Consider the following 21,292-nt stretch of genomic DNA (forward strand, 5'->3'; position numbering starts at 1 on the left):
CGATGCTGTTGAAAAAGTCGCTGCTCTGCTTTCTCAAATCGCCGGTGAGAAAAACGACCTCTTAGATCGGCCTACAAACCGCTGGCGAACGCAGGTTAAGGGTAGGAAGACCCCTAAAAACCTTGTGAGAGAGACGGTCAGCGACTTTTTCAACAGCATCGGCCGAACCCGGCCCGACGGCGAACGCACCAAATCGATCTAAAAGCTGTCGCTCAACGTGGGTTGGAGGTCGGCAGTCAGACAGAGAACCTGGCTGACTATCCGTGGGACCGAATCGTTAGGCCGTTTGTTCTGAATTCCCATTGGCCGAATATCCAAACCAAACAAATTTCTCCCCGTTTCGATCTAGATACGCCTTGTTGCAAATTTTGCCTATCGACGCACATGCCTGGACTGATTTTTCGGATTGCTCAGGGACAACGATGCGAATTTCTGTTAGCCCGCATTCATGGCCATGTGAAATAAGCAATTCTCCTACCTGCTTGAGTAGTTCCACGCTGTCCTGATCTTCCGACAGCCTCGCACAAACATGACCTAATTCAGAAACTTGTTGCGAGTCCTTTTCGAGAATCAAGTTTGCGATACCAACGCGGGTATTGTCATCCGTCACCACATCGTAGAAATAAACCGGTGCTCCAGTTGGCTTGTACACTTTGACGCGAGTGGGGCGAAGTTGAAAGCCTTGGCCGTTGAGTAGTTTCGGGGTTGAGAAAGCGTCCTCGGGTAGCAAATCCCGTAGTTCATTGCCTTTTGGAGCGGTCATAACTTATTCCTCTATTCAATAGCTGAGGTGAGTAAAAGATGGCCTAACTTTAGGGAGACGGTGCTGCCGCATAACATCGCCTCCATGATACGGACGAGACCTGCTTGTTGGGCATCTTGGGCATCTGCCCTCAGTTGGTATAGATCTCGCAACGCTGAAAGCAACTCGAAACCTCGGAGAAATGTTCGCTTCCGCTCTGTCAACGCCGATTACGTGCGTCCGTCAACCATTCGGCAGGTTGCGCGGTGAACCAGCCATCGGAACGACGGCTTTCAGTGTTGCACGAACGGCAACTATTGGCCGGCTACCGCCTTCACCAACCGACCAACCAAACCGCGTCACAGCGAGTTCGCAATCGCCCCCAAAATGCTCATTAGCGTCCGCGCATTCCGCTGCCCCTGATCCTCGAAGCAATTATTGAAAATGACATGCGTGCGTCCCGCCCGTCGCGCGATCGCCCGGATCGGGACGGCCAGTTCCGTCAGCTCCGCCTCGTTGTAGTCATAGTCGAAGCGATCCGCGGCGCTCGCCGCGCCTGTCGCGCTCCACGTCTGCGTATTGCGCCCATGCAGACGCACCATCGCCAACTCAGGATTGGTCACCTCCCACACGGTATGCACGCGATTGCTCACGTCCGGCGGCGCATCGACGATCACATGCACGATGCCGCGCTCGCGCAGAAATTCGAGCGACCACGCTGCATGCTCGTCATCGAACCACGACTGATTGCGAAACTCAGCCGCCATCATGTACCCCGCCATCCGCGCCCGGCATTCCTCGACCAGCGCGAGGCCATCCGGCGCGCGCGTGATCCACGGCGCGAACTGGAACAGCACGGCGCCGAGTCGCCCGCTCACGCGCAGCGGTTCGAGCGCTTCCAGATAGCGCCGCCACAACTCATCGCGGATATCGTCAGGCATGTCGCGGTAGTACACGTTCTTCTTGCGCGGGCCAGTGATGCCTTCCGGCAGCGCCATCGCAATGTCTCGCGGCAGCGCGTCGGGCGAAGTCTGATGCCCCGTGAAAAGACGAAACGCCTTGAAGTTGAACGTGAAGCCTTCAGGCGTGCGCTCGAACCACAACTGCGCATTGCTCGCTGAAGGCATCGCGTAGTAAGCCGAATCGACTTCGACCAACGGGAACTGCGACGCATAAAACCGCAGACGTGCTTCAGCGCTGCTGCTGCCACGCGGATAAAAGCGCTTGCAGGCAATTAGCGTCTTGTCGGTCCAGCCTGCGGTGCCGCAGCGAATGTCCATCGGCGAAGTCGGTTGAATGCGTGGCGTGCGCCGGCTAGGACGCTTCTTCGGTGTGATCGATCCAGTCCGCGAGTTCGCGCCGCAGCTCCGCGATATCGAGCGGTTTGCCGAGCAGCCGCGCGCCGGGAATGGCGTCGCCGATCTGCGCGCTCTTGCCGTAGCCCGACACCAGCAGCACGCGAATCCCCGGCTGCTGGCGCAGCATGGCGCGTGCAAGACTGTCGCCGGACATGCCGGGCAACGTGAGATCCGTGAAGAGGATGTCGAAGTGTTGCGCGGGCACGAGCGGCAGCGCTTCTTCGGCGCTCGCGACCGCGGTGCAATCGAGGCCGAGGGCGTTCAGCAGATCGCTGAACGCTTCGCGTGAATCCGCGTCGTCTTCGACCAGCAGCACGCGAGCGGGTGTGCCGGGCGAGCGCGGCGCATCCAGGGGTGAATGACTTCGAGGCGCAGCCTCGGCGGCGACATGCTGGCTTTCCTGCCTGGGCTCCCTGCCTGGGTCGTACACGGCGGGCGGCACGCAGGCGGCGATCTGACCATCGGCCACGGACACGGGCAAGCACCCGCCGGCAGGCGTGGCCGCGCCGGCACGCAACACGCCGCGCACCTTGCGGGCGAGATCGTCGCGCCGGTACGGCTTCGAGAGTAGGGTGATGCCGGCGTCGAGTTTGCCGTGATGGACGATTTCGTCGCGCGTATAGCCGGAAGTGAAGAGTGTCGGCACCGCGGGCGAGCGCGCCGCGGCACGCTGCGCGAGTTCCACGCTTTTCACCTTGCCGGGCATGACCACGTCCGTGAACAGCAGATCGATTGGCACATCGCTGTCGATGAACTCGATCGCCGCGTCGCCGCTCGACGCGGTCAGCACCTTGTAGCCGAGTTGCGCGAGCATTTCGACGGCGGTCAGGCGCACGTCGGCATCGTCCTCGACGACCAGAATCGTTTCGCCACCGCCACTCGGCGCCGCGGTCTCGTCGACGGCTTCCGAGGTTTCGGCCTCACAGCAGCGCGGGAAAAACAGCGAGACGGTGGTGCCGCGTCCGACTTCACTATCGATCAACGTATGACCGCCGCTCTGCCTGACGAAGCCGAACACCATGCTCAGGCCGAGGCCGGTGCCGTGGCCGTCGGGCTTGGTCGTGAAGAACGGTTCGAACACGCGTTGCAGGATCTCGGGCGGCATGCCGGCGCCGGTATCGGTGACGGAAAACACCACGTATTCACCCGGTGAGAGTTCCGGTTTGCCGCGGCAGAACGCGGCATCCAGCACGCGGTTGGCCGCGCGCACGGTGAGCGTGCCGTCCGCCTGCATCGCGTCGCGCGCGTTGATCGCGAGATTGAGCAACGCATTTTCCAGTTGATTGCGATCGACCTGCACGTTCCACAGATCGTCGCTCAGGACCGTATCAACTCGCACGGTTTCGCCGAGCGCGCGATGCAGCATCTCGCTCATGCCGCGGAGCAGGCGGCGCGGGTTCAGCACGGTCGGCGAAAGCGGCTGGCGCCGCGCGAAGGCGAGCAGATGCGCGGCCAGTTTCGCGCCGCGTTTGACGGCGTCCGTCGCGGCGGACAGGCGGCGCAGCGTGGCCGGGTGGCCGCCGGCATCGGCGGCGAGCATTTGCAGGTTGCCGTTGATTACCTGCAGCACGTTGTTGAAGTCGTGCGCGACGCCGCCCGTGAGGCTGCCGATCGCTTCCATCTTCTGCGCCTGGCGCAATTGTTCCTCGGCCCAAAGCGCGTGCCGCGAGCGCGTCGGCGACGCGCTGTTCGAGCGTCTCGGTCAACTGGCGCAGCGACTGTTCGGCGATCTTGCGTTCGTGAATGTCGATCAGCACGCCGGGAAAGCGAGTCGGCTCGCCATGCTCGTCGAATTCGCACTGGCCGTTTGCCTGCACCCAGAGATACTCGCCATCGGGCCGGCGGATTCGAAACTCGGCGCGAAACGGCTGGCCCGTGCGTATCGCCTCGGCGGTCAGTCGCTCGTTGAGCGCCTGATCGTCCGGATGAAGCATCTGCGTGGCGGCATCGCGCTCGACGCCCTTTGCGGCTTCTTCTTGCAGAAAGGAAAAGGTGCGCGCGAAACGTTCGTCGCCGCTGACCTTCCCCGTGCGCATGTCCAGCACCCATGTGCCGAGCACCGTGCCGGTATTGAGCGCGAGTTGCAGCCGCTCGTTGGTTTCGTGCAGTTCGCCCTCGGCGCGCTGCCGCCAGCGTTCGGTGAGCACGCGCGCGGTGGTTTCGACGACCACCGCCAGCACGCCGGCCGGCGCGCCGCTGTCGTCGGCGACCGGGCTGTAGTAGAGATCCATCCACACGTCTTCGGGTTTGCCGTCGCGCAGCAGCATCAGCTCCTTGTCGCGATACGACAGCGTGCCGCCCGCGAGGCACGTGGCCATGACATGCCGGTTGAAGTCGGCGACTTCCGGCCAGCCGTGTTCGACAGGGCAGCCGAGCAGATAGGGATGGCGTCCGCCCGCGAAGATCGCGTAGGCGTCGTTGTAGATCATGTAGCCGGGCTTGCCCCACAGCAGCACCAGCGGCACCGGCGAGGCGAGCAGCAACTGCACGGTGGCAGTCAGACTGCGCGGCCAGTTTTCGATGACGCCAAGGCCGGTGGCGGCCCAGTCGAATGCGCTGATGCGCTGCGCCATCTCCCCGCGCCAGCCAGAGCAGCCGTGATCTTGTGCCGGAAATGGCATGCTGCGCTCCACAGAGGTCACGTCGATGAAAGTGTCCCCACTCTGCCGGCGCGCGTGACGCGCTTGCACTCTCAGCAGGAGGTGGGATGAATCTTCTGCCGTGCACCGCGTGCCGGCGGATAGCGGGCGCGTGGCTGCGACAATTGTAGGCCACAACGCCGGGCCGGTGACCCGTCACGCATACGTTGTCGGGTTTAGCCGAACCCTGTCCGCAAACGGGTTCGCAAGAATTACCTGGGCGATGTGCCTAGTGCCCCGGAGAGCGGAAAGAAGCACACAGGTAGGCATTTCATGCGAAAGATGCCGGCGTGATGCCCGTCGCCGCGTGTCGCTTACAGACTGCATTCATCACGCGGGCGCGAATCCTGCTGTCGTCCATTTGTTCGCCTGCGCCGACCGGCGCACCGTGGGCCTGGACGCCACGCAGAATTTGAACGTCGATAAAAAGCGGACCGCTCTATGACAAAGAAGAACATCACACGAAACAAGCTGCCTAAAGCGGATGCGCGCCAGGCGCTGTTGATCACGCGCCGCAACGCCAGAATGGCGCGCTCGGCGCACGCTTATGTACGCGGCAACACCAGCAAGTTCTACGAATGGCTCGAGGGCATCGAGGGCCATGCTTTGCCGGAGGGTCCCGCGATCTGGATTTGCGGCGATTGCCATACCGGCAATCTCGGACCCGTCGCCGATGCGCAAGGACGCGTCGAAATCCAGATTCGCGATCTCGACCAGACTGTGATCGGCAATCCGGCGCACGACCTGATCCGCCTCGGCCTGTCATTGGCGACCGCCGCGCGCGGTTCGGACCTGCCGGGCGTGACGACGGTACGCATGATGGAAGCGATCGCGGACGGTTACGAGCGCGCCTTCGACGACGCCGCGGGCGACGCCGACATCCACGCGGAAAAGCCCGAAGCGGTGCGAGTGGTAATGAGGGAAGCGGTGCGCCGTTCGTGGCGTCATCTGGCGGAGGAGCGCATTGAGGATCTCGAACCGAGCATTCCGCTCGGCCCGCGCTTCTGGCCGCTCGCGAAAAGCGAGCGTCGCGAGATCGAGGCGCTGTTCGAGAAAGGCACGCTGGCGCGGCTCGCCACGGTGCTGCGCGGCGCGGGCGACGAGGCCGACGTGGAAGTGCTCGACGCCGCCTACTGGGTGAAAGGCTGCAGTTCGCTCGGCAGGTTGCGCTATGCGGTGCTGCTCGACATCGACGGCGCCGCAGTGGAGGGCGACGACCTGTGCCTGATCGATATCAAGGAAGCCGCGCAAGCCGCCGCGCCGCGCTATGCCGGCGTGCGGATGCCGCGCGATAACGCGGAGCGGGTGGTGGAGGGCGCGCGGCATCTGTCGCCGTCGCTCGGCGAGCGGATGCGCTCGGCGCGTCTGGCGGATCGCGCCGTCGTGATTCGTGAACTGCTGCCGCAGGACATGAAGCTGACCATCGAGCAGTTCACCCGCGACGAAGCGATGAAGGTAGCGCGCTTTCTGGCGATGGTGGTCGGCAAGGCGCACGCGCGGCAAATGGATAGCGCCGAGCGCAAGGCGTGGCTTACCGAGCTACGCAGAAACCGCTCGAAGACGCTCGATGCGCCGGGTTGGCTGTGGACAGGTATCGTCGAATTGGTGAGCAGCCATGCTGCTGGCTATCTGGAGCACTGCCGGCGTTACGCGACCGGGCGCGATGACGATTGACGCGAGGTGCTTCCGGCGGCGGCGACCTGATTCGAGCCGCCGCCGGAAATCACACCAGTATCAATTCGACAACGACAGATAAGGCGAAACAAGCGGCGTGGGCGGGAACGGCTGCAAACCGGTCTGCTTGCTGAAGCTATACCGCACATAAACGGCCGCGAGATACTCGCGATATTCATATGCATTGCCGAGCGAAGCGGTCGCCCCGAACGCCAGTTGCGGCGCGAGTTGATATTCGCCCACCGCGCTGAGCGAATACGACACGCCGGTCTTGCTTTGGCTCGGGTACTGCGCGTTGCTCTGCACGCTCGTACCGAACTGCGCCGCGTTCTGCACAGCCGAACCCTGCCGGTTGGATCCGTCATTGAGCGGGAAGTAATTCGACGCGTCCTGGCGGTAGTGCTGCACCCCGATCGATCCCTTCAAGTCGTACGTGAACGCACCGTTGCGTCCGGTCCACTCGATCGGCAAGTTCAGAATGACGTATTCCTGCGGGCTGAAATAGCCGCCTTGGCCATACGTGAAGTACGACAGATTCTTGTTGTAGCCCATCACCGTCGTATTCACGCCGATAGTGAAGGTCTGATCGGCGTCTTTCAGCAGGCGCGTGTAGACGCCGCCCCCGCCCTTGACGGCGACATTGCCCTGCACGTTGTCGCCCTTGTAGTACTGCACCGCCGCGTTCACGTACAGGCCGCTCGTGCCGTCGTCCCATGCGAGACTGGCAAGGCCGCCGGTCGAGGTAATGCCACCCCATTCGAGGCCGGAACCGGCATCGTGCGCGCCGGCATAGGACAGCAAACTGTCGGTCACCGCGCGGCGCGCGACGGCCAGCGAATACGACACCTTGTCGGTGATGCCGCCGTTGTATTGCGCGCCGCCCACGATGTTGGTCTCGCGGAAACCGATCGGCGTCACGCCGATGTCGCCGCTGATGCTGCGGCCTTCGTAGCCGACCGACAGGCCCACGCCGCTCGCCGTCTGGTTGCCGTAGTTGTTGGTGCCCGCCTTGGCAGCCGCGGTGGACGCGTCGTTCGACAGGCCGGCGCCGAAACGCGCGAGCGTCGAGACATTGCCGGCGGCAGTACCGGCGTCGAGCGTGACGGGCGTCGCCGTGACGACGACGTGGCCGTTGCCCGCCCGGATGCGTCCCTGGATCGGCGCTTCGATGTCGGTGAGGTTGGACAGGCCGTCCTCGCCGCTGCGGTTACGGAACACGATCCCGCCCGAGATGCTGCTCGACTGCTCGCGGTTGACCTGCGCCAACTCTTCAGCCACGCCGAGCGTTTGCGTGTTCGCCACGTTCGGCTGCGCGTAGGTGTTGCCGTTGCCGTTCGCGCTGGGTTGCGCCGGGTAGTACGGCTGGGCGTAACCGGTGGGCGGCTGCGGAATGTACGGCTGCTGTTGCGCGTAAGCCTGCTGCTGCGGCGGATACGGCTGGTAAGGCTGTTGTTGTTGCTGTTGCGCCGGGTAGGGTTGATAAGGTTGCTGCGCGTAGCCCTGCTGCTGTTGGGGATACGGCTGCTGACCGTAGTAAGGCTGCTGTTGCTGCGGATAGCCTTGCTGCTGCCCATACGGCGCCTGCGCATAAGCCGGCGCGTTGCGGCTATTCTTCGACGCGCTTTGCTTCTTGCTGGTCGAGCGCTTCGAACTCGTGCTCGTGCCCGGCGTGCCATACGGTTGCGCTTGCATCGAGCCTGCGTTGGCCTGCGCCTGGCGTGCAGCCGGCGACATCGGCCAGGGCGTGGCCGCATAACCATCCTGCGCGCCGTATGGCTGCTGCTGCTGCGAATAAGGCGCCTGCTGCGGATAAGCCGGGTTGTACTGCGGAGCCTGCTGCACCGGCGGCATCTGCGCCTGCTGCATCGGCGGCTGACTTTGGCCTTGCCCCGGATAAGGCTGCAACGGCGCGCCCGACTGGCTCGACCCGTAAGTCTCCTGGCCATAGCCACCCGAGTCGGCGCCCTGACGCGGCGCGTTATACGGCAGGGCGGCGGGCGCCGGGCTCGGCGCATAAGGCTGCGCCGGCGCGGTATAAGGTGCGACGTAAGGCGCGGGTTGCGTAGGCGGCGGATAGTTCGGCACGGTCTGTGTCGGCAAGGAAGACTGCGAATACGGAAGCGCTGCGCGCGCGGCGTTATAGCTGCCGCCGGCGAGCGCGGCGTTGTCGGCGTCGGTCGGCGTGACCGTGGCGGTTTTGCCTTCGAAGGGATTGGTGCCCGGCAGCGGCGTCGCGCCGATCCTGCGCATCGCCACTTCCCAGCCTCGCGGCACGTTGCTCGCCGGGCTGCGCGGGACGTTGGCCATCAGCGGCGTGTTGGCGGCGACCAGCGAGCGTTGCAGATATGTCGACGCGAGCGACAGCTTGCCTTCCGCGCGATACATGCGGCCGACCGTGGCCAGCAAGCCCGGATCGCCGGGCGCCGCGTTCAAGGCCTGTTTCGCAAGCGTTTCGGCGTAGCTGAACTGCTTCGCGCCGGCCGCCGCGGAGATGGTCGCCTGCAACAGGTTCAGATCGTCGGGCTTGCGTTGCAGCGCGACGCGATAGCTGGCGAGCGCGTTGCGATCGTCGCCGGCACTCGAATAGAGGCGGCCGAGCGCGGCTTGCAGATCGGGATTGTCGGGCATGGCCGCGAGCCACGGCGCGATCACGTCGTAGGCGCTGGCGAGGTCGCCGCGCTGACGCACCGCGTCGCACTGCTTGATGACGATGCCGAGATTCAGGTTGCCGAAGTCGGTGCGTTGCTGCGGCGTCAATTGCATCGACGCGAGCCGGCGCATCACCATGCCGAGTTCGGTTTCCTGTTGCGTGGCGGACAGAATGCCCGCGTATTGCAGCAGCAGATCGGTGTTGCCGGGCGCCGCGTTCATGGCGGCGCGCACGAGTCCGAGCGCGCGGTTCGGGTCGCCGGCTTGGCTGTAAGCGGCGGCGATCACGCCGATCAATTCGGGGCTGTTGCCCGCGACCGGTTCGGCGGCATGCAGCGTGGCAAGCGCCTGTTGCGTCTGCCCGTTGCGCGCCATTCGCGTGGCGAGATCGGCTTGCTGATGCACCCACAAGCGGTGCTGCAAGGTCGTCATCGCGTCGGTGCGCTGCGCGACCGGAATGCGGTCGAGCTGCGCGAGACCCGCCGACCAGTCCTGCGTTTCCGCCGACAACAACGCGCTCGCGTACAACGCGTCGGTCATGTCGGGATGCGCGGCGAGCAGGCCGTCCATCATGCTGCGTGCGTTGGCGACCGCGCCCTGGCGCACATAGATGCGCGCGAGATCGAGGCGCAGCCACGGATCGTCGGGCGTGTTCAGCAGCGCGTCTTCGAAGAGGCTGCGCGCGCTGCCGAGATCGCCGCGTGCTTCGGCCGCGCGTGCTTGCGCCGCCTGCGCTTCGCCACGCAGACGGTTGATGCCGCCGGCCTTCGACTGCTGTTCGCTGTTGAGTTGATTGGCGAACTGCAGCGCCTCGTCGCCGCGGCCTTGCGCGGCGAGTGCGCCGACCAGCCCGCGAACCGCGTCGGGGTTGTCGGCCTGACGGCGCAGCGCCATCCGGTACGCCTGTTCGGCGCCGCTCGGGTCGCCGTTCGCGAGCAGCATTTCGCCGAGCAGCACCTGCGCGGTGACGTCGGACGGATTCAGCGCGATCGCGCGTTCGAACAGCGACTTCGCCTTCGCGACTTCGCCGTTGCTGCGCGCACCGATCGCGTCGCTCGTGTAGGTCCAGTAGGTCGCGCTGTCGAGCGCGGTTTTCCAGCGCGCCGGATTGCCGTTGCGCGACGCGCGTTCCAGATAGTTGCGGGCTTCGGCGAAGTGCTCCTGCTTCAATGCGGCGATGCCCATGCCGCCGAGCGCGTCGGTGTCGTTCGGGCTAGTGGCCAGCACCGAGGAAAACTTCGCCCGCGCCGTCGCCACGTCGTTGCGATCGAGCGCGGAAAAGCCGTCGGCGATGATGCGGCCGCGCGCGTCGACGGCAGCGTTTTCCTGCGAGCGCGCGCGGGCCGCGCTGTCCTGCTGCACCATCGAATCGAAGCGCGCCTTGACTGCGGCGTCATCGGCGGCGGTTTGCAGATACGCCTGATAGAGCGGGGCGTCGGAGGGCCGCGCGTCGAGCCACAACAGCGCCTGACGCCAGCTCTTTTTCGCCGACGCACCGACCGTGCTGTCACCCGCCAGTTTCTGCAGTCGCGCGATGCCGTCACGGCGCGTCACATCGCGATAGGTCAGATGCTGTGCGTAGGCGAGGGCGTAACGCGGGTCGTCGGGGTTGTCGCGCGCGAGTTGTTCCAGGCCGCGGCGCGCCTGATCCCAGCCTTGCGGCGTGGCCGAGAGCGCCTGGTAATACTCGAGCTGCAATTCGGGCGTGGCCGGTTTGCCATTCAGCGCGCGCTGGTATTCCTGCACCGCGCTCGCGCTTTGACCGCTTTGCGCGAGCCGCCGCGCGTCGTTCACGGTCTGGTCGCGCAGGCTCGATTCGCCCAGGCGCCGGCCGAGCTCATCCAGATTCGGATAGTTCGGCGCGACCGCTTTCAGGCGCGCCAGATATTGCTGCGCGCCGGCGCCGTCCTTGCGGTCGGCGAGCACCATGCCCATGCCGAAAAGCGCGTCGGGCTGCTTGGCATCGATGCGCAGCACCTTCTGCCACGCCTGCTCGGCGAGGTCGCCGCGTTGATGCGATTGCCAGTACTTGCCCTGATCGATCAGCACGTTCAAAGGATCTTTCGACGCCTGCGCCAGCGCATCCGGCGAAACCGTCGCCACGCAGCAGACGGCCGTGAGGCTCAGCGCGAGGCGCAATGACAACGCGAAGGCGCTCAGTCGCATGCGTTTCTCCAACTCGGCACGAGACGTCCGGCTTCGTCGAAACGATAGCGGCCGTCGATGAAACCCGTGCCGAACAAGCCCAGCACACGATCGTAGTACACCGGTTCGCGGCCCGGCACAGTGACGTCGAGCGCGGCGAGATGCGTGCGCGCGAGGCCGAGGCCGTGCTCGTCGCCGAGCGCCTTGAAGTACGGCGCGAGCGCGCCCCAGTAGCTCAGCGGTCCTTCGCCGCTTGCCGCGCCGGTGGTCGACGAAACTTTCTCCGGTGGAAAGCCGGTTTGCGCGACGCGTGAGCGCATGCCACCGAGCGCCGCAAGCCAAGGTTTGGCGAGCGGGTCCGCTGCCGAGGCGAGACCGGCCCACAGATAGACGCGGATCGCGTCGTAGCTGCCGGTGTCGCCGTTTTTCGGATCGACCACGAACTGGCCGTTTTGCCAGGCCGCCCAGTCGGGCGCGAAGCCTTGCGGCGCGGTGGTCTTGATGAGCTTGTAGGCGCTGTCGGCGAGCTTGCCCCATGGGCCGTTCGGCATTTCGCGCGCGAGCGAGCGCAGCACCGGCAGCGGCAGATAGCTCGGATTCAGACGTGTGACGCCGCCATTCTTGAAGCCTTGCGGTCCGGGTAGCAGCATCGGCCCGACGCCCGGCAAGGTGGTCATTTCCTGACGCGCGATCTGCGTGGCCAGTGCTTCACCCAACTGCGTATAACCCGCTTCATGCCACAGGCGGCCCGCTTGCAGCAGATCGTAGGCGATCCACAAGTCGGAGTCCGAGGCGGAATTCGGATCGAGCACGCCGTACGAGCCGTCCGCTTTCCTGCCCCATTGCCACGACGGCAGCCGCATGTTTTGCGCGTCGAACTGATTGCCCGCGAGATTGGTGCGCGTCCAGCCGAGCAGCCGGTCGAAAGTCGCGCGGTCGTTCGCGACCAGCGCGAAGAAGAGCGCGTACGACTGGCCTTCGGAGGTGGTTTGCTGCGCCGGCGTGGAGTAGTCGATCACGCGGCCGTCGGCCTGCACGAAGCGCTCGACGAACGCGCGATAGCCGCTCCAGTCGCCGCAGGCGCCGGATGCGGCGGTGGTCTGCGCCACCTTGACGAGATTGGCGAAACTCGCGGACGCCGCCAGCCCGAGCGTCAGCGCCACGCCGATTTTCTTGTTGATTCGAACCCGCATATCAGTCCTATTAGTCCTTCAGGCGGCGCGCGGCGATCGAGCGCAGCGTCCGGTAGAACAGGCCCGCGATGATCAGCGCGGCGAGCACGCCGCCCAGCATCAACAGCAGCGGATGCGACGACAGCGCCCAGCGCAGATACTCCTGCGGCGACAGATGGCCGACGTAATACGCCTCACCGTTCGAGGTGATGGTGACGGTGCGGCCGTGGATCACGGCCATCGCGCCTTGAATCTGCGGCAGCACGTCGGAGTCGAGCAGCGCCGCGGACAGATCGGCGTCCGACTGGCCAGCCGCGCTCACCAGCGCGACCGCGCTGCGGTTCTTTTGCAGCGGCGATTCGAAACCGGTCAGCAACGCATCGCCGTTCGAACTCACCAGCGTCAGATCGGCGCGCGCGGGCGTGCGCTCGACACCGCGTTCGCCATGCCACCAGTCCTCGAGCTTGAAGACGATGTCGGTGAGCTGGAAGGTGCGCGAGTCGCCGTCGCTGGAGAACGGCATCGACTTCGCCCAGCGCTGCAACAACGGCTGCTTGCCCGGCGCGCCGAAAACCAGCAGGTCCTTGCTGGCGAACTTGTCGGCGTCGTCGGCGGTGCCGACCGTGACGCCCGTCACCGGATAGCCGGTCGAGGTGCCCATGCGGCCCATCGTCAGCAGATACAGGCTGTAGTCGCTCGAATCGGCGTCGTTCGGCAGGATCACGGCGGTCTCGGAGAGGTCCGCCATGCGCGTGAACGGGAAGCCGCTATTGGCGAACGCGGCCAGATCGGGCAGCGCCATGTAGTGCGGGAACGACGAGAGGTCGATCGTCGAGTTCGGATCGATCGCGCCGACCACGTTGTCGAGCAGACGCCCGTGACATTCGCCGGTATTCGGAATGTCGTAGTAGAAGTGCAGGCGCACCTGCGCGCGCGGCGTCAGCAGCAGCGGCGGAATATGCAGGGTGCGGCGCGCTTCGGCGGTCTTGTCCGGCAGCACGGTGGCGAAGTAATGGCTCAGCTCGAACACGGAAGCGGATTCGGCCGGAATCGGCAGCGCCTGCACGAAACCGTTGTTCACGCTCACGTTGAGCGACGAACGGTCGCGTAGCGGCCGCACCGTGTAGCGGTAGCGCAGATCGATCGGCGCGCCCTTGGTGTGCCACATGAACAGATCGGGCGGCACGCGCAGATTCACGCGCACGGCGTCGGCGTCGTAACCGGACACGGTCAGATCGCGCGGATCGGCGAGTTCGCCGAAGCGCACCGGACGGTTGGTCGGCAGCCAGTTCGGCGCGTCGTACGGCGTGCGCGGCGCGAGTTCGTTCAACTGCGTGATGGTCGCGCTCTGACCCGTCAAGGTGTTCTGGCCGATACCGAGCGACTTCGCGGCGGTTTTCAGTTCGGCTTCGGTGCGCCCGAGCACGAGCAGGAGCTTGCCGCGCGCCGGCGCCTCGCGATCGACCACCGCGATGGTCGGGCCGGAGATCGCCGGGATGTTGATGCCGGCCGGGCGTTGATCGGAAGTCGCGAATACGACGGCATTGCCCGAGAGCGGCGCGTTGTCCAGTTGTGCGGGAAACACCGCGCCGCGATAACCGGCGAGCGCGCCGAACCACGACGCCACGATGCCGCCCGCTTCGAGCGTGGCGTTGCCCGGCTTTTGCGGGAACACGAACGGCAACTCCAGCCGGCGCACGTCGCGTCGATCGAAGAACGGCTGCGGCAGCGCGGCCAGATCCGGCTTGCTGGCAAGCGACGCATACGTCAGATCGAGCGAACTCGCATTGCTGACGGTGGCCCACAGCGACGAGTTCGCCGGGTCTTCGCAACTCGTCGTGTAATGGCCGATCAACTGCACGTTCAGATGGTTGAACTCGGTGATGAAGCGCGGATCGATCGAGACGTCGCGCGCCACCAGCATGCCGGCCTGTTCGTGCGGCACGGGCAGGGTGGCGGCGACTTCGCCGTTCACCAGCACCTTGAGCTGCGAGATATTCGCGAGCAGCGCGGGCGAGTAGCTATACACCAGATGCAGGACCGCGCCCGTCACCACTTCATCGCCGCGCACGGAAAACGCCACGCCGTTCTGCCCGTCGGTGCCGCGCAATTGCAGCGGATCGAGCGCGCCGAGGTCGGCGAAAGTTAGCGTCTGACGACGCCCTCCCGGCACCAGCGTACCCGGCTCGGCGGTGGTCGGCGTCCTGATGCCCAACGCTTTCACCGACGACGCGGCGAGCGCCGGCGTCGGTGTCGCCAGTTGCGGTTGCGCGATCGCGTTCGGGTCGTAGGGCACGGCAGGGCTCGGCGCGCTCACGCTGCCGACGCCGGTCGCAGCCGGAGCGCCTGGCGTTGCACTGGCGCTTTGAACAGCGCCCGCCGCACTCGCGCCACCGGCGGCCGCCGCCACGACTTCAGCCGCCGACGCCAGCGGCGCGGCCAGCGCGGTCTGCAACGCGAGCCAGCACGCGAGGCCGCGCATCAGCCGTTGTGAGCCGGAGCGTCCAACGCCATGCATCCTCAATCCGGTCCCACTGCGCTCGTGATTCGAGCGTTCGATGTTGCCCTTCGCCATCCGGTTGCGCATAGATCAGTCTTTCGTTTTTAGCTTCTTGACGTCCATTGGACGGCTTTTCATCGAACTGCGAAGGTCGGCATAGAGATGCTCGAACAGCCCCGCGATGCCGCGCGCGCCGACCGTCAGCACATGCGACAGACCGCGCAGGGGCGTGTCCTGCTGCCGTCCTTCCGCCCAGCCGGTCCAGGCGTCGGCGCGTGCAAAGGTGGTCTTGACGAACTCGTATTCCTGCTCGCGCGTCATCGCCGAGAAGCGCAGGCCCACGCGGCCCGGCGCGGTGAAGCCGACGGTCGCGGGGAACGCGTATTCCTCGTCGCCGCGAAAGAGCGACACGGTCACACGCTCGTGCATCGGCACCTGGATCGCGGCGGGCAGCGCCACGCCGACGCCGCCTTCCGAGTAGTCGATAGTTTCGCAGGCGAGCGTGCGGCCGGTCGAGAACTTCAGCATCACGGGCATCTGCATCGCCACGCGGTGCACCGCGCGAATTTGCCGGCGTTCGCTCGCGGCCGCCACGCTCGCGCCGAGAATCAGCATGTTGTACGTGGTCCAGCCGAGATTGAGGAGGGTGGTCTGCACCACGCTGCGCACATGCCAGTTGAAGTAGATATGCACGACGCCCACGCAGAAGCCGATCAGGTTCAGCAACAGCAGGAACAGATAGGGCCGCGAGATCGCCCAGTCGAAATAGTTCTTCTCGATCTGGCCGCCCTTGGCCGTCACGTTGAACTTGCCGAGCTTCGGGTTGATCAGCGCGAGCAGGGTCGGCGCGGTGATGTACGAGGCCAGCACCGATTCATACACTTCGGCCCAGAACGAATGGCGGAACGAGCGCTGCATGCGCGAGTTGGTGATGCTCGCGTGCATCATGTGCGGCAGCGCGTAGATCGCGATCGTGCTGGCGGCGGCTTCGATCACGTGCGCGCCGAAGAACAGATACGACAGCGGTGCGGTCAGGAACACCAGACGCGGGATGCCGTAGAAGAAGTGCATCATCGCGTTCAGATAGCAAAGCCGCTGGCCGATTTTCAGGCCTTTGCCAGTGAGGGGATTGTCGATCCGGAAAATCTGCGTCATGCCGCGCGCCCAGCGAATCCGCTGGCCGATGTGGCCGGAGAGACTTTCCGTGGCGAGCCCCGCGGCTTGCGGAATCGCCAGATACGCGGTCGTGTAGCCAAGACGGTGCAGCTTCAAAGCGGTGTGCGCGTCTTCAGTCACGGTCTCGACCGCAATGCCGCCGATCTCCTCGACCATGGTCCGGCGCAGCAACGCGCACGAGCCGCAGAAGAACGTGGCGTTCCACAGATCGTTGCCGTCCTGCACGAGGCCGTAGAACAGCTCGCCTTCGTTCGGCACCTTGCGGAAGGTGCCGAGATTGCGCTCGAACGGGTCGGCGGAGAAGAAGTGGTGCGGCGTTTGCAGCATCGACAGCAGCTTGTCGCGCAGGAACCAGCCGAGGCCGATCTGCAGGAACGAGCGGGTCGGAATGTGATCGCAGTCGAAGATCGCGAGGTATTCGCCGCTGGTGATCTTCAATGCTTCGTTAATGTTGCCGGCCTTCGCGTGGCGGTTGTGCGTGCGGATCGTCCAGTTGACGCCGACCTCTTCGCAGAACGCCTTGAACTCGGGACGGCGGCCGTCGTCGAGCACGTGGATCGAAATCTTCTCGGCCGGATAGTCGAGCGCGAGCGCGGCGTAGATGGTCGGCTTCACCACCGAGAGCGGCTCGTTGTAGGTCGGAATAAACACGTCGACGCTCGGCCATTGGTCGCGCGAGGCGGGCAGCGGCATCGGCGTGCGCTTGAGCGGCCACGCGGTCTGGAAGTAGCCGAGCAGCAGCACGATGGTCGAATAGACTTCGGCGGCGACCAGCAGCAGACCCCAGCCGGCGTCGAGCGGATGCTCCCAGTAGGTGGTCGCGGTCAGCCGCCAGTACATATAGCGGCCCGAGGTCACCACCGACAGCATGATCATCACCATCGTCGCGTAACGGCCTTGCAGGCGGCGGAACATCAGCGCGGTCACGAAGCAGCAGGTCGCGAATGTCAACTGTTCGTAGAAGGCGAGCGGCACGGTGAACACGAAGTACAGCATCACCAGCGCGAACAGTGTGACGAGTCCGGTGACGATGCGGCTGTTCCAGAAACGCGCGTCGACGAAGCGTTCGAGCCGCGACGGCTCGGCGGGCTCGAGACCCGGCGACGGAGTCGTGCTCATGCGACGTTCCTCGGCGAGACGGCGATCGCGTCGAGCGCCGCCGTCAGCCATGCGCCACACGACTTGAAATCGGCGGCCGCCTGGCTGAGTGGATCGTAGTGAATCAGCGTGGTGTCGCACGCGAGCGCCTCGCTCACGCCTTCGTCGAGATGGATCACACCGGGGAACAGCTTCGCGCCAAGCATCTGGCGCAACACCTTGAGGACGTCCTTGGTCAACTGGCGCGACTGGTCGATCTGGTTGATCACATAGCCTTCGCCGCCGAATTCGGCGCGCGGCGCCGCGTAGGTTCCGATCAGCCGCTCCATCTGCGGAATCGCGGCGTACGACGCGGCGTCGGCGAGCACGACGTTCAGCGTGAAGGTGGCCGCGCACAAGGCGGTGCGGACATACACGGAGGAACCTGGCGGCGTGTCGATGATCACGATGTCGGACGGGTCGAGGCGCAGATTCTGCAACGACTGCGCGAGCCAGCGCGGCTCGTGGTCGATATGCGCCTCGAAGCGGCGGCGGTCGTCTTCGAGCAACGCGCCGTAGGGCAGCACCGTCACACCGTCGACGCCGTCGAACATCACAGATTGCCACGGATCACCCGTCAGCGTGGCGCGCGACAAACCGTCGATGCTGTCGAGCGGCACGCCGAAGTGCAGACGCAGCGCGTTCTGCGGGTCGAGATCGAGCGCGATCACACGCCGGCCGCCGGCGGCCAGCACGGAAGCGAGATTGGCGGCGAGGGTGGTCTTGCCGACCCCGCCTTTGGCGGACACCACCGCGATGACTTTCATGAGCGACGAGGGCCGTTGACCAGCCACGAGTTGGAGGTGGCGGGCGTGACGGCGCGCGCGGCGCCGGCCGGTGCTGCGGCTGATTGACCGGGTGTGCCGCGCAGGCGGTCGAAGATCGCTTGCAACGGCGCGGATTCGCCGCGGGTCGCGGCCGCTTGCGGCGGCGTAGGTGCGGATGCGGGTTCCGGCGCGAAGAGCTTGCCGAGGATTGAAGCGGGTTGCGTTGGCGCGGCGGGTGCGATCGGCGCGGTCGAGCTCGCGTAAGCACGCGCGGGCGCCGGGGTCTGCGCCCAGTTCGGAGCGGTGGACGCGACCGTTTGCATAACCGGCGGCCGCAACGGAATCGCCGGCGGCACGGAGGCCGGTTGTGCGGCGTGAGGCATGGGGACGAGCGGCGTTGTCTGTGCCGGAATCGCAGCGGAAGCGAACGGGGTCGCAGCCGGCGCGCTTTGAGCCGCAGCCGGAGCCGCAGCCGGCGCGGCTTGTGCAGCCACCGGCGCGACAGCTTCCACTCGGCCAGCGCCGACTCCCGCTTGCGACGTCGCGTCATTTTTCGATTCGATCTCGCCAAAACGCGACGCGCCCTTCGGCACGCTCGCCGGCGCGGCCACGGCGACCGGCGGAATGTCCCGCCGATGCGAACGGGTGAACAGCGGCGCCTTCGCGCGCGTCACGGCCGCCGCGTCTTTTGGCGTGGTGTCCTGACGATCGACGGCCACCGGCGTTTCGACCGCCGGCGACTGAGGCTTGGCCTCGCGACGCTGCCCGATGGCGGGAATCGTCGGCTGGGTCAGATCGAGTGTCACTAACAGCGGCCAGCGGGTGCGCGCCGAACGCGCTTCGTTTTCGCGGCCGATTTCCTGGTACGCGTTGGCGTCACCGCCAAAATGATCGAAGAGTTTTTCGATGTCGCTCGATGAGCTCATAGTGCCGCCGTCTTGTTCATGCCTACCCCTGCCCCGATCCTGACTTGTGCTCGCGGCCCTGAAACGCTGGTCCTGCCTGTCCTGCTACTTCACTGCTACTTCACGCGCACCGGTCTGGCGCGTTCCTCTACCGCGTGTTGCTGCTTTGTCTATTCACAACGCGGCCGACGTACCCAGGCCACATGTCCTTCAACGCACCTCGTTCAAACAGGATGACGGCCCAGACGAAACTCGATCGCGGTGTCCTCGCTGTACCCGCTCGTTTGCGCGACCGACAAGCCTTGCGCGCCCAACGCGCTCAACCAGGTCTGATACACGCCTTCGAGAAACGCCGGCGTCCATGCCAGCGCCGTACCGCCGAACGCCTGCAATGGCGCGCAGTAGTGAACGATGCGCAGTGACTCGGGTTCGTCCGCCAATTCGACGTAGCCCCAATCCATGTCATGCCAGTACAGGTTCAAGGTTCGCGCGAGTTCGGCGGTCGAGTCGCAGGCGGGCAGCGGATGCGCCGCCGCAAACCGGCTGCCGACGCGGTGCATCAATTGGCGTAGTTCGTCGCGGCCGATCTGCGCTTCGAACTCGGTGGCCAACGCGGTGAGCATGCCGCGCCACTGCGGCGAGATTTGGCGTTCCAGCAGGTAATCGAGAATTGGGACCATGTTTTCCGGGGATGGCCGTTGCGTCAGCCGCTTAAAAAAATCGGAGGCCCACGGCCGGGTGCAAAGAAAAAGTGTTGCGGGAAATCGCGTATTGCACGCGGCCTAGGTTAGTTTTACCGGGTTGTCTAGTCTGTCCACCACACTTCGAAGCAGTCTACTTAAGACATTAATTTTTAGCCACTTTCCATTCGTCTGTTTATACGCGCAATCGATTGCAATGGATGCATTTTCGATTAAGTAATTTTTGCTGCCTGAATCGCCGTTTCGCTTACCCATCATGATTGTCCGGTAAGAATGCTTCGGTCATGGCTCGATTAACGGCTGGCTTCGCCACTTGATTGAGCGCTTTCGTTTCGTGATAAATGCAACGCTTCGCGATTGCGCGCAAGCAGCGGCATCACTGTCGCCGGTAAGTCTTTCTAAATCTTTCGGGGTCCTTGCATGCCCAACTATTGCCCGAGCCGCTAAGCTTGCGAACTTGCATCGGGTTGCGCACGGAAAAAGCACGTGCGTACGTGTCACATCGTCACGATGCCATTTGATTCATTCACTGCAATGCTCAATCCACTCAGTATTCTTCTGGTCACCGTGTTGTCGAGCGCCATGGCAATGGCCGTGCTCGGCTCGTTGTGGCGCGCGGCGATTCCAGGCGTCGGTTACTGGATCTCCGCCAACGCGGTCGCGATCGTCGCGCTGCTCGCTTTCGCCTTGCAGGGCCACGCGTCGCGCTGGCTGACCTTCGTGGCGTCCAACGTGTTGCTGGCGGCTTCGCTGCTGCTGGTGGTCGAAGGCTGCTTGCGCTTTCTGGGGCGCCGCGCGCGACCGTGGCCGGCTTACGCCGGCCTCGCCGTCGTGGTGTTCGGCATCTCGTACTGGACCTTCGCCGCGCCGGACTTCAACGCGCGTGTCGCGCTGGTGTCGGCATTTCACGCGGGCCTCTACGCCGCGCTCGCCGTGGTCATGCTGCGTGGCCGTCCTGCGAACCGGCCGCGCTACAGCTATTACTTCCTCGCGGTGGCAGCCGTCCTGCTATGCGCCGGACATACTTCGCGCGGGCTCATGTACGGCTTCGGTTTGCTGACACAGACCGGCCTCCTGCAAGTGTCGCCGTCCAACATCATTTTTCTCGCGCTCGGCATTCTTGCGCCGCCCTGTCTTTCGATCGGCGTGGTGATGCTGGCACACGACCGCCTCGCCGAACGGCTCGAACGGCTGGCCAATGTCGACGACCTGACTGGCGCGTTGTCGCGCCGCGCGTTTCTCGCGATCGGCGACGCGCTGCTGAACGCGTCGCTGCGAACCCGCTCGCCGGTGGCGCTGGCGATCATCGACATCGACTCGTTCAAGGCCGTCAACGACAACTACGGCCACGCCGCCGGCGACCAGGTGCTGAACCACTTCGCCACGTTTGTCGCCCGCAACCTGCGGGTCGGCGATGTGTTCGGCCGGCTGGGCGGCGAGGAATTCGGCGTGCTATGCCCGGCCACTACGGCCGCCGAGGCGGTGAGCCTGCTCGACCGTCTGCGGGCCCGCCTCGCCGCGGCCGCGCCGGACGAGTTGCCGCGCGGGCTGCGGTACACCTTCAGCGTCGGCGTGGACCAGCTTCGGCGCGATGAATCGCTCGCCCAGCTGATGGCGCGAGCGGACGGCGCGCTGTATGCCGCCAAGGCGTCGGGCCGCAATCGCGTGATGGCGGCGTAGGGCGGCGGGGCCGCGAAGGAGAATTCTTCGTTCTATTTGTGTGGAAG

General features: G+C 65.0%; 13 protein-coding genes and 1 pseudogene. 3 read left to right on the forward strand and 11 right to left on the reverse strand.

The genetic code is table 11. The features are described from left to right. Positions 1-202: hypothetical protein (locus tag PQR42_RS25400; protein WP_408493914.1), on the forward strand; the 202-nt coding region annotated here is incomplete at its 5' end. A 75-nt stretch (positions 203-277) separates the two neighbouring features. Here PQR42_RS25400 and PQR42_RS25405 read toward each other — a convergent pair. The 4 genes and pseudogenes from PQR42_RS25405 to PQR42_RS25420 all read right to left on the reverse strand — a co-directional run. Next, the gene (locus PQR42_RS25405; RefSeq protein WP_408208842.1) at positions 278-763 is read right to left on the reverse strand and encodes a hypothetical protein; all 486 of its coding nucleotides are present in this window, start codon (positions 761-763) and stop codon (positions 278-280) included. Positions 764-1,101: 338 nt separating this feature from the next. Next, positions 1,102-2,022, reverse strand: coding sequence for a DUF72 domain-containing protein (locus PQR42_RS25410; RefSeq protein WP_408387616.1), 921 nt, complete (start codon positions 2,020-2,022; stop codon positions 1,102-1,104). A 34-nt stretch (positions 2,023-2,056) separates the two neighbouring features. Then, the gene (locus tag PQR42_RS25415) at positions 2,057-3,721 is read right to left on the reverse strand and encodes a response regulator (protein ID WP_408387617.1); all 1,665 of its coding nucleotides are present in this window, start codon (positions 3,719-3,721) and stop codon (positions 2,057-2,059) included. A 151-nt stretch (positions 3,722-3,872) separates the two neighbouring features. Beyond that, positions 3,873-4,721 (reverse strand): annotated as a pseudogene (locus PQR42_RS25420) (PAS domain-containing protein); the annotation flags it as partial. Between the two features lie 459 nt (positions 4,722-5,180). Between PQR42_RS25420 and PQR42_RS25425 the strand changes: the two are divergent. After that, positions 5,181-6,413, forward strand: a complete 1,233-nt coding sequence (locus PQR42_RS25425) for a DUF2252 domain-containing protein (RefSeq protein WP_408387618.1) — start codon at positions 5,181-5,183, stop codon at positions 6,411-6,413. A 60-nt stretch (positions 6,414-6,473) separates the two neighbouring features. Here PQR42_RS25425 and PQR42_RS25430 read toward each other — a convergent pair whose 3' ends face one another. From PQR42_RS25430 to bcsD, 7 genes are all read right to left on the reverse strand, one after another. Continuing rightward, entirely contained in the window at positions 6,474-11,228 is a 4,755-nt protein-coding gene (locus PQR42_RS25430; RefSeq protein WP_408387619.1) for a cellulose synthase subunit BcsC-related outer membrane protein, read from the reverse strand. Further along, a complete protein-coding gene (gene bcsZ, locus PQR42_RS25435; protein ID WP_408208857.1) occupies positions 11,219-12,400 on the reverse strand; it encodes a cellulose synthase complex periplasmic endoglucanase BcsZ in 1,182 nt (393 codons plus the stop codon). The genes PQR42_RS25430 and bcsZ overlap by 10 nt, the downstream gene beginning before the upstream one ends. Positions 12,401-12,410: 10 nt before the next feature. Further along, on the reverse strand, positions 12,411-14,966 hold the full coding sequence (gene bcsB / locus PQR42_RS25440) for a cellulose biosynthesis cyclic di-GMP-binding regulatory protein BcsB (RefSeq protein WP_408387620.1): 2,556 nt from the start codon (positions 14,964-14,966) through the stop codon (positions 12,411-12,413). Between the two features lie 3 nt (positions 14,967-14,969). Further along, positions 14,970-17,174 carry a UDP-forming cellulose synthase catalytic subunit gene (gene bcsA / locus PQR42_RS25445; RefSeq protein WP_408208863.1) on the reverse strand — a complete coding sequence of 735 codons (2,205 nt, stop codon included), beginning with the start codon at positions 17,172-17,174 and terminating at the stop codon, positions 14,970-14,972. Continuing rightward, positions 17,171-17,959, reverse strand: coding sequence for a cellulose biosynthesis protein BcsQ (gene bcsQ, locus PQR42_RS25450; protein ID WP_408387621.1), 789 nt, complete (start codon positions 17,957-17,959; stop codon positions 17,171-17,173). The genes bcsA and bcsQ overlap by 4 nt, the downstream gene beginning before the upstream one ends. Beyond that, positions 17,956-18,885, reverse strand: coding sequence for a cellulose biosynthesis protein BcsP (bcsP, locus tag PQR42_RS25455; RefSeq protein ID WP_408387622.1), 930 nt, complete (start codon positions 18,883-18,885; stop codon positions 17,956-17,958). Before bcsP ends, bcsQ begins: the two co-directional genes overlap by 4 nt. Before the next feature lie 203 nt (positions 18,886-19,088). Next, positions 19,089-19,544, reverse strand: coding sequence for a cellulose biosynthesis protein BcsD (bcsD, locus tag PQR42_RS25460; protein ID WP_408208871.1), 456 nt, complete (start codon positions 19,542-19,544; stop codon positions 19,089-19,091). 555 nt (positions 19,545-20,099) lie between these two features. Here bcsD and PQR42_RS25465 point away from each other — a divergent pair. Then, complete coding sequence (locus PQR42_RS25465) at positions 20,100-21,245, forward strand: GGDEF domain-containing protein (RefSeq protein ID WP_408209298.1); 1,146 nt, start codon at positions 20,100-20,102, stop codon at positions 21,243-21,245. Positions 21,246-21,292: the final 47 nt, after the last annotated feature.

This window comes from Paraburkholderia sediminicola, from assembly GCF_046027355.1.
Lineage (GTDB): Bacteria > Pseudomonadota > Gammaproteobacteria > Burkholderiales > Burkholderiaceae > Paraburkholderia > Paraburkholderia sediminicola_B.

Excerpts from the sequence above, each read along its gene's own strand:
- PQR42_RS25405 (WP_408208842.1), bottom strand. The coding sequence starts at position 763 with ATGACCGCTCCAAAAGGCAATGAACTACGGGATTTGCTACCCGAGGAC.
- PQR42_RS25410 (WP_408387616.1), bottom strand. The coding sequence starts at position 2,022 with ATGGACATTCGCTGCGGCACCGCAGGCTGGACCGACAAGACGCTAATT.
- PQR42_RS25415 (WP_408387617.1), bottom strand. The coding sequence starts at position 3,721 with ATGGAAGCGATCGGCAGCCTCACGGGCGGCGTCGCGCACGACTTCAAC.
- PQR42_RS25425 (WP_408387618.1), top strand. The coding sequence starts at position 5,181 with ATGACAAAGAAGAACATCACACGAAACAAGCTGCCTAAAGCGGATGCG.
- PQR42_RS25430 (WP_408387619.1), bottom strand. The coding sequence starts at position 11,228 with ATGCGACTGAGCGCCTTCGCGTTGTCATTGCGCCTCGCGCTGAGCCTC.
- bcsZ (WP_408208857.1), bottom strand. The coding sequence starts at position 12,400 with ATGCGGGTTCGAATCAACAAGAAAATCGGCGTGGCGCTGACGCTCGGG.
- bcsB (WP_408387620.1), bottom strand. The coding sequence starts at position 14,966 with ATGCGCAACCGGATGGCGAAGGGCAACATCGAACGCTCGAATCACGAG.
- bcsA (WP_408208863.1), bottom strand. The coding sequence starts at position 17,174 with ATGAGCACGACTCCGTCGCCGGGTCTCGAGCCCGCCGAGCCGTCGCGG.
- bcsQ (WP_408387621.1), bottom strand. The coding sequence starts at position 17,959 with ATGAAAGTCATCGCGGTGGTGTCCGCCAAAGGCGGGGTCGGCAAGACC.
- bcsP (WP_408387622.1), bottom strand. The coding sequence starts at position 18,885 with ATGAGCTCATCGAGCGACATCGAAAAACTCTTCGATCATTTTGGCGGT.
- bcsD (WP_408208871.1), bottom strand. The coding sequence starts at position 19,544 with ATGGTCCCAATTCTCGATTACCTGCTGGAACGCCAAATCTCGCCGCAG.
- PQR42_RS25465 (WP_408209298.1), top strand. The coding sequence starts at position 20,100 with ATGCTCAATCCACTCAGTATTCTTCTGGTCACCGTGTTGTCGAGCGCC.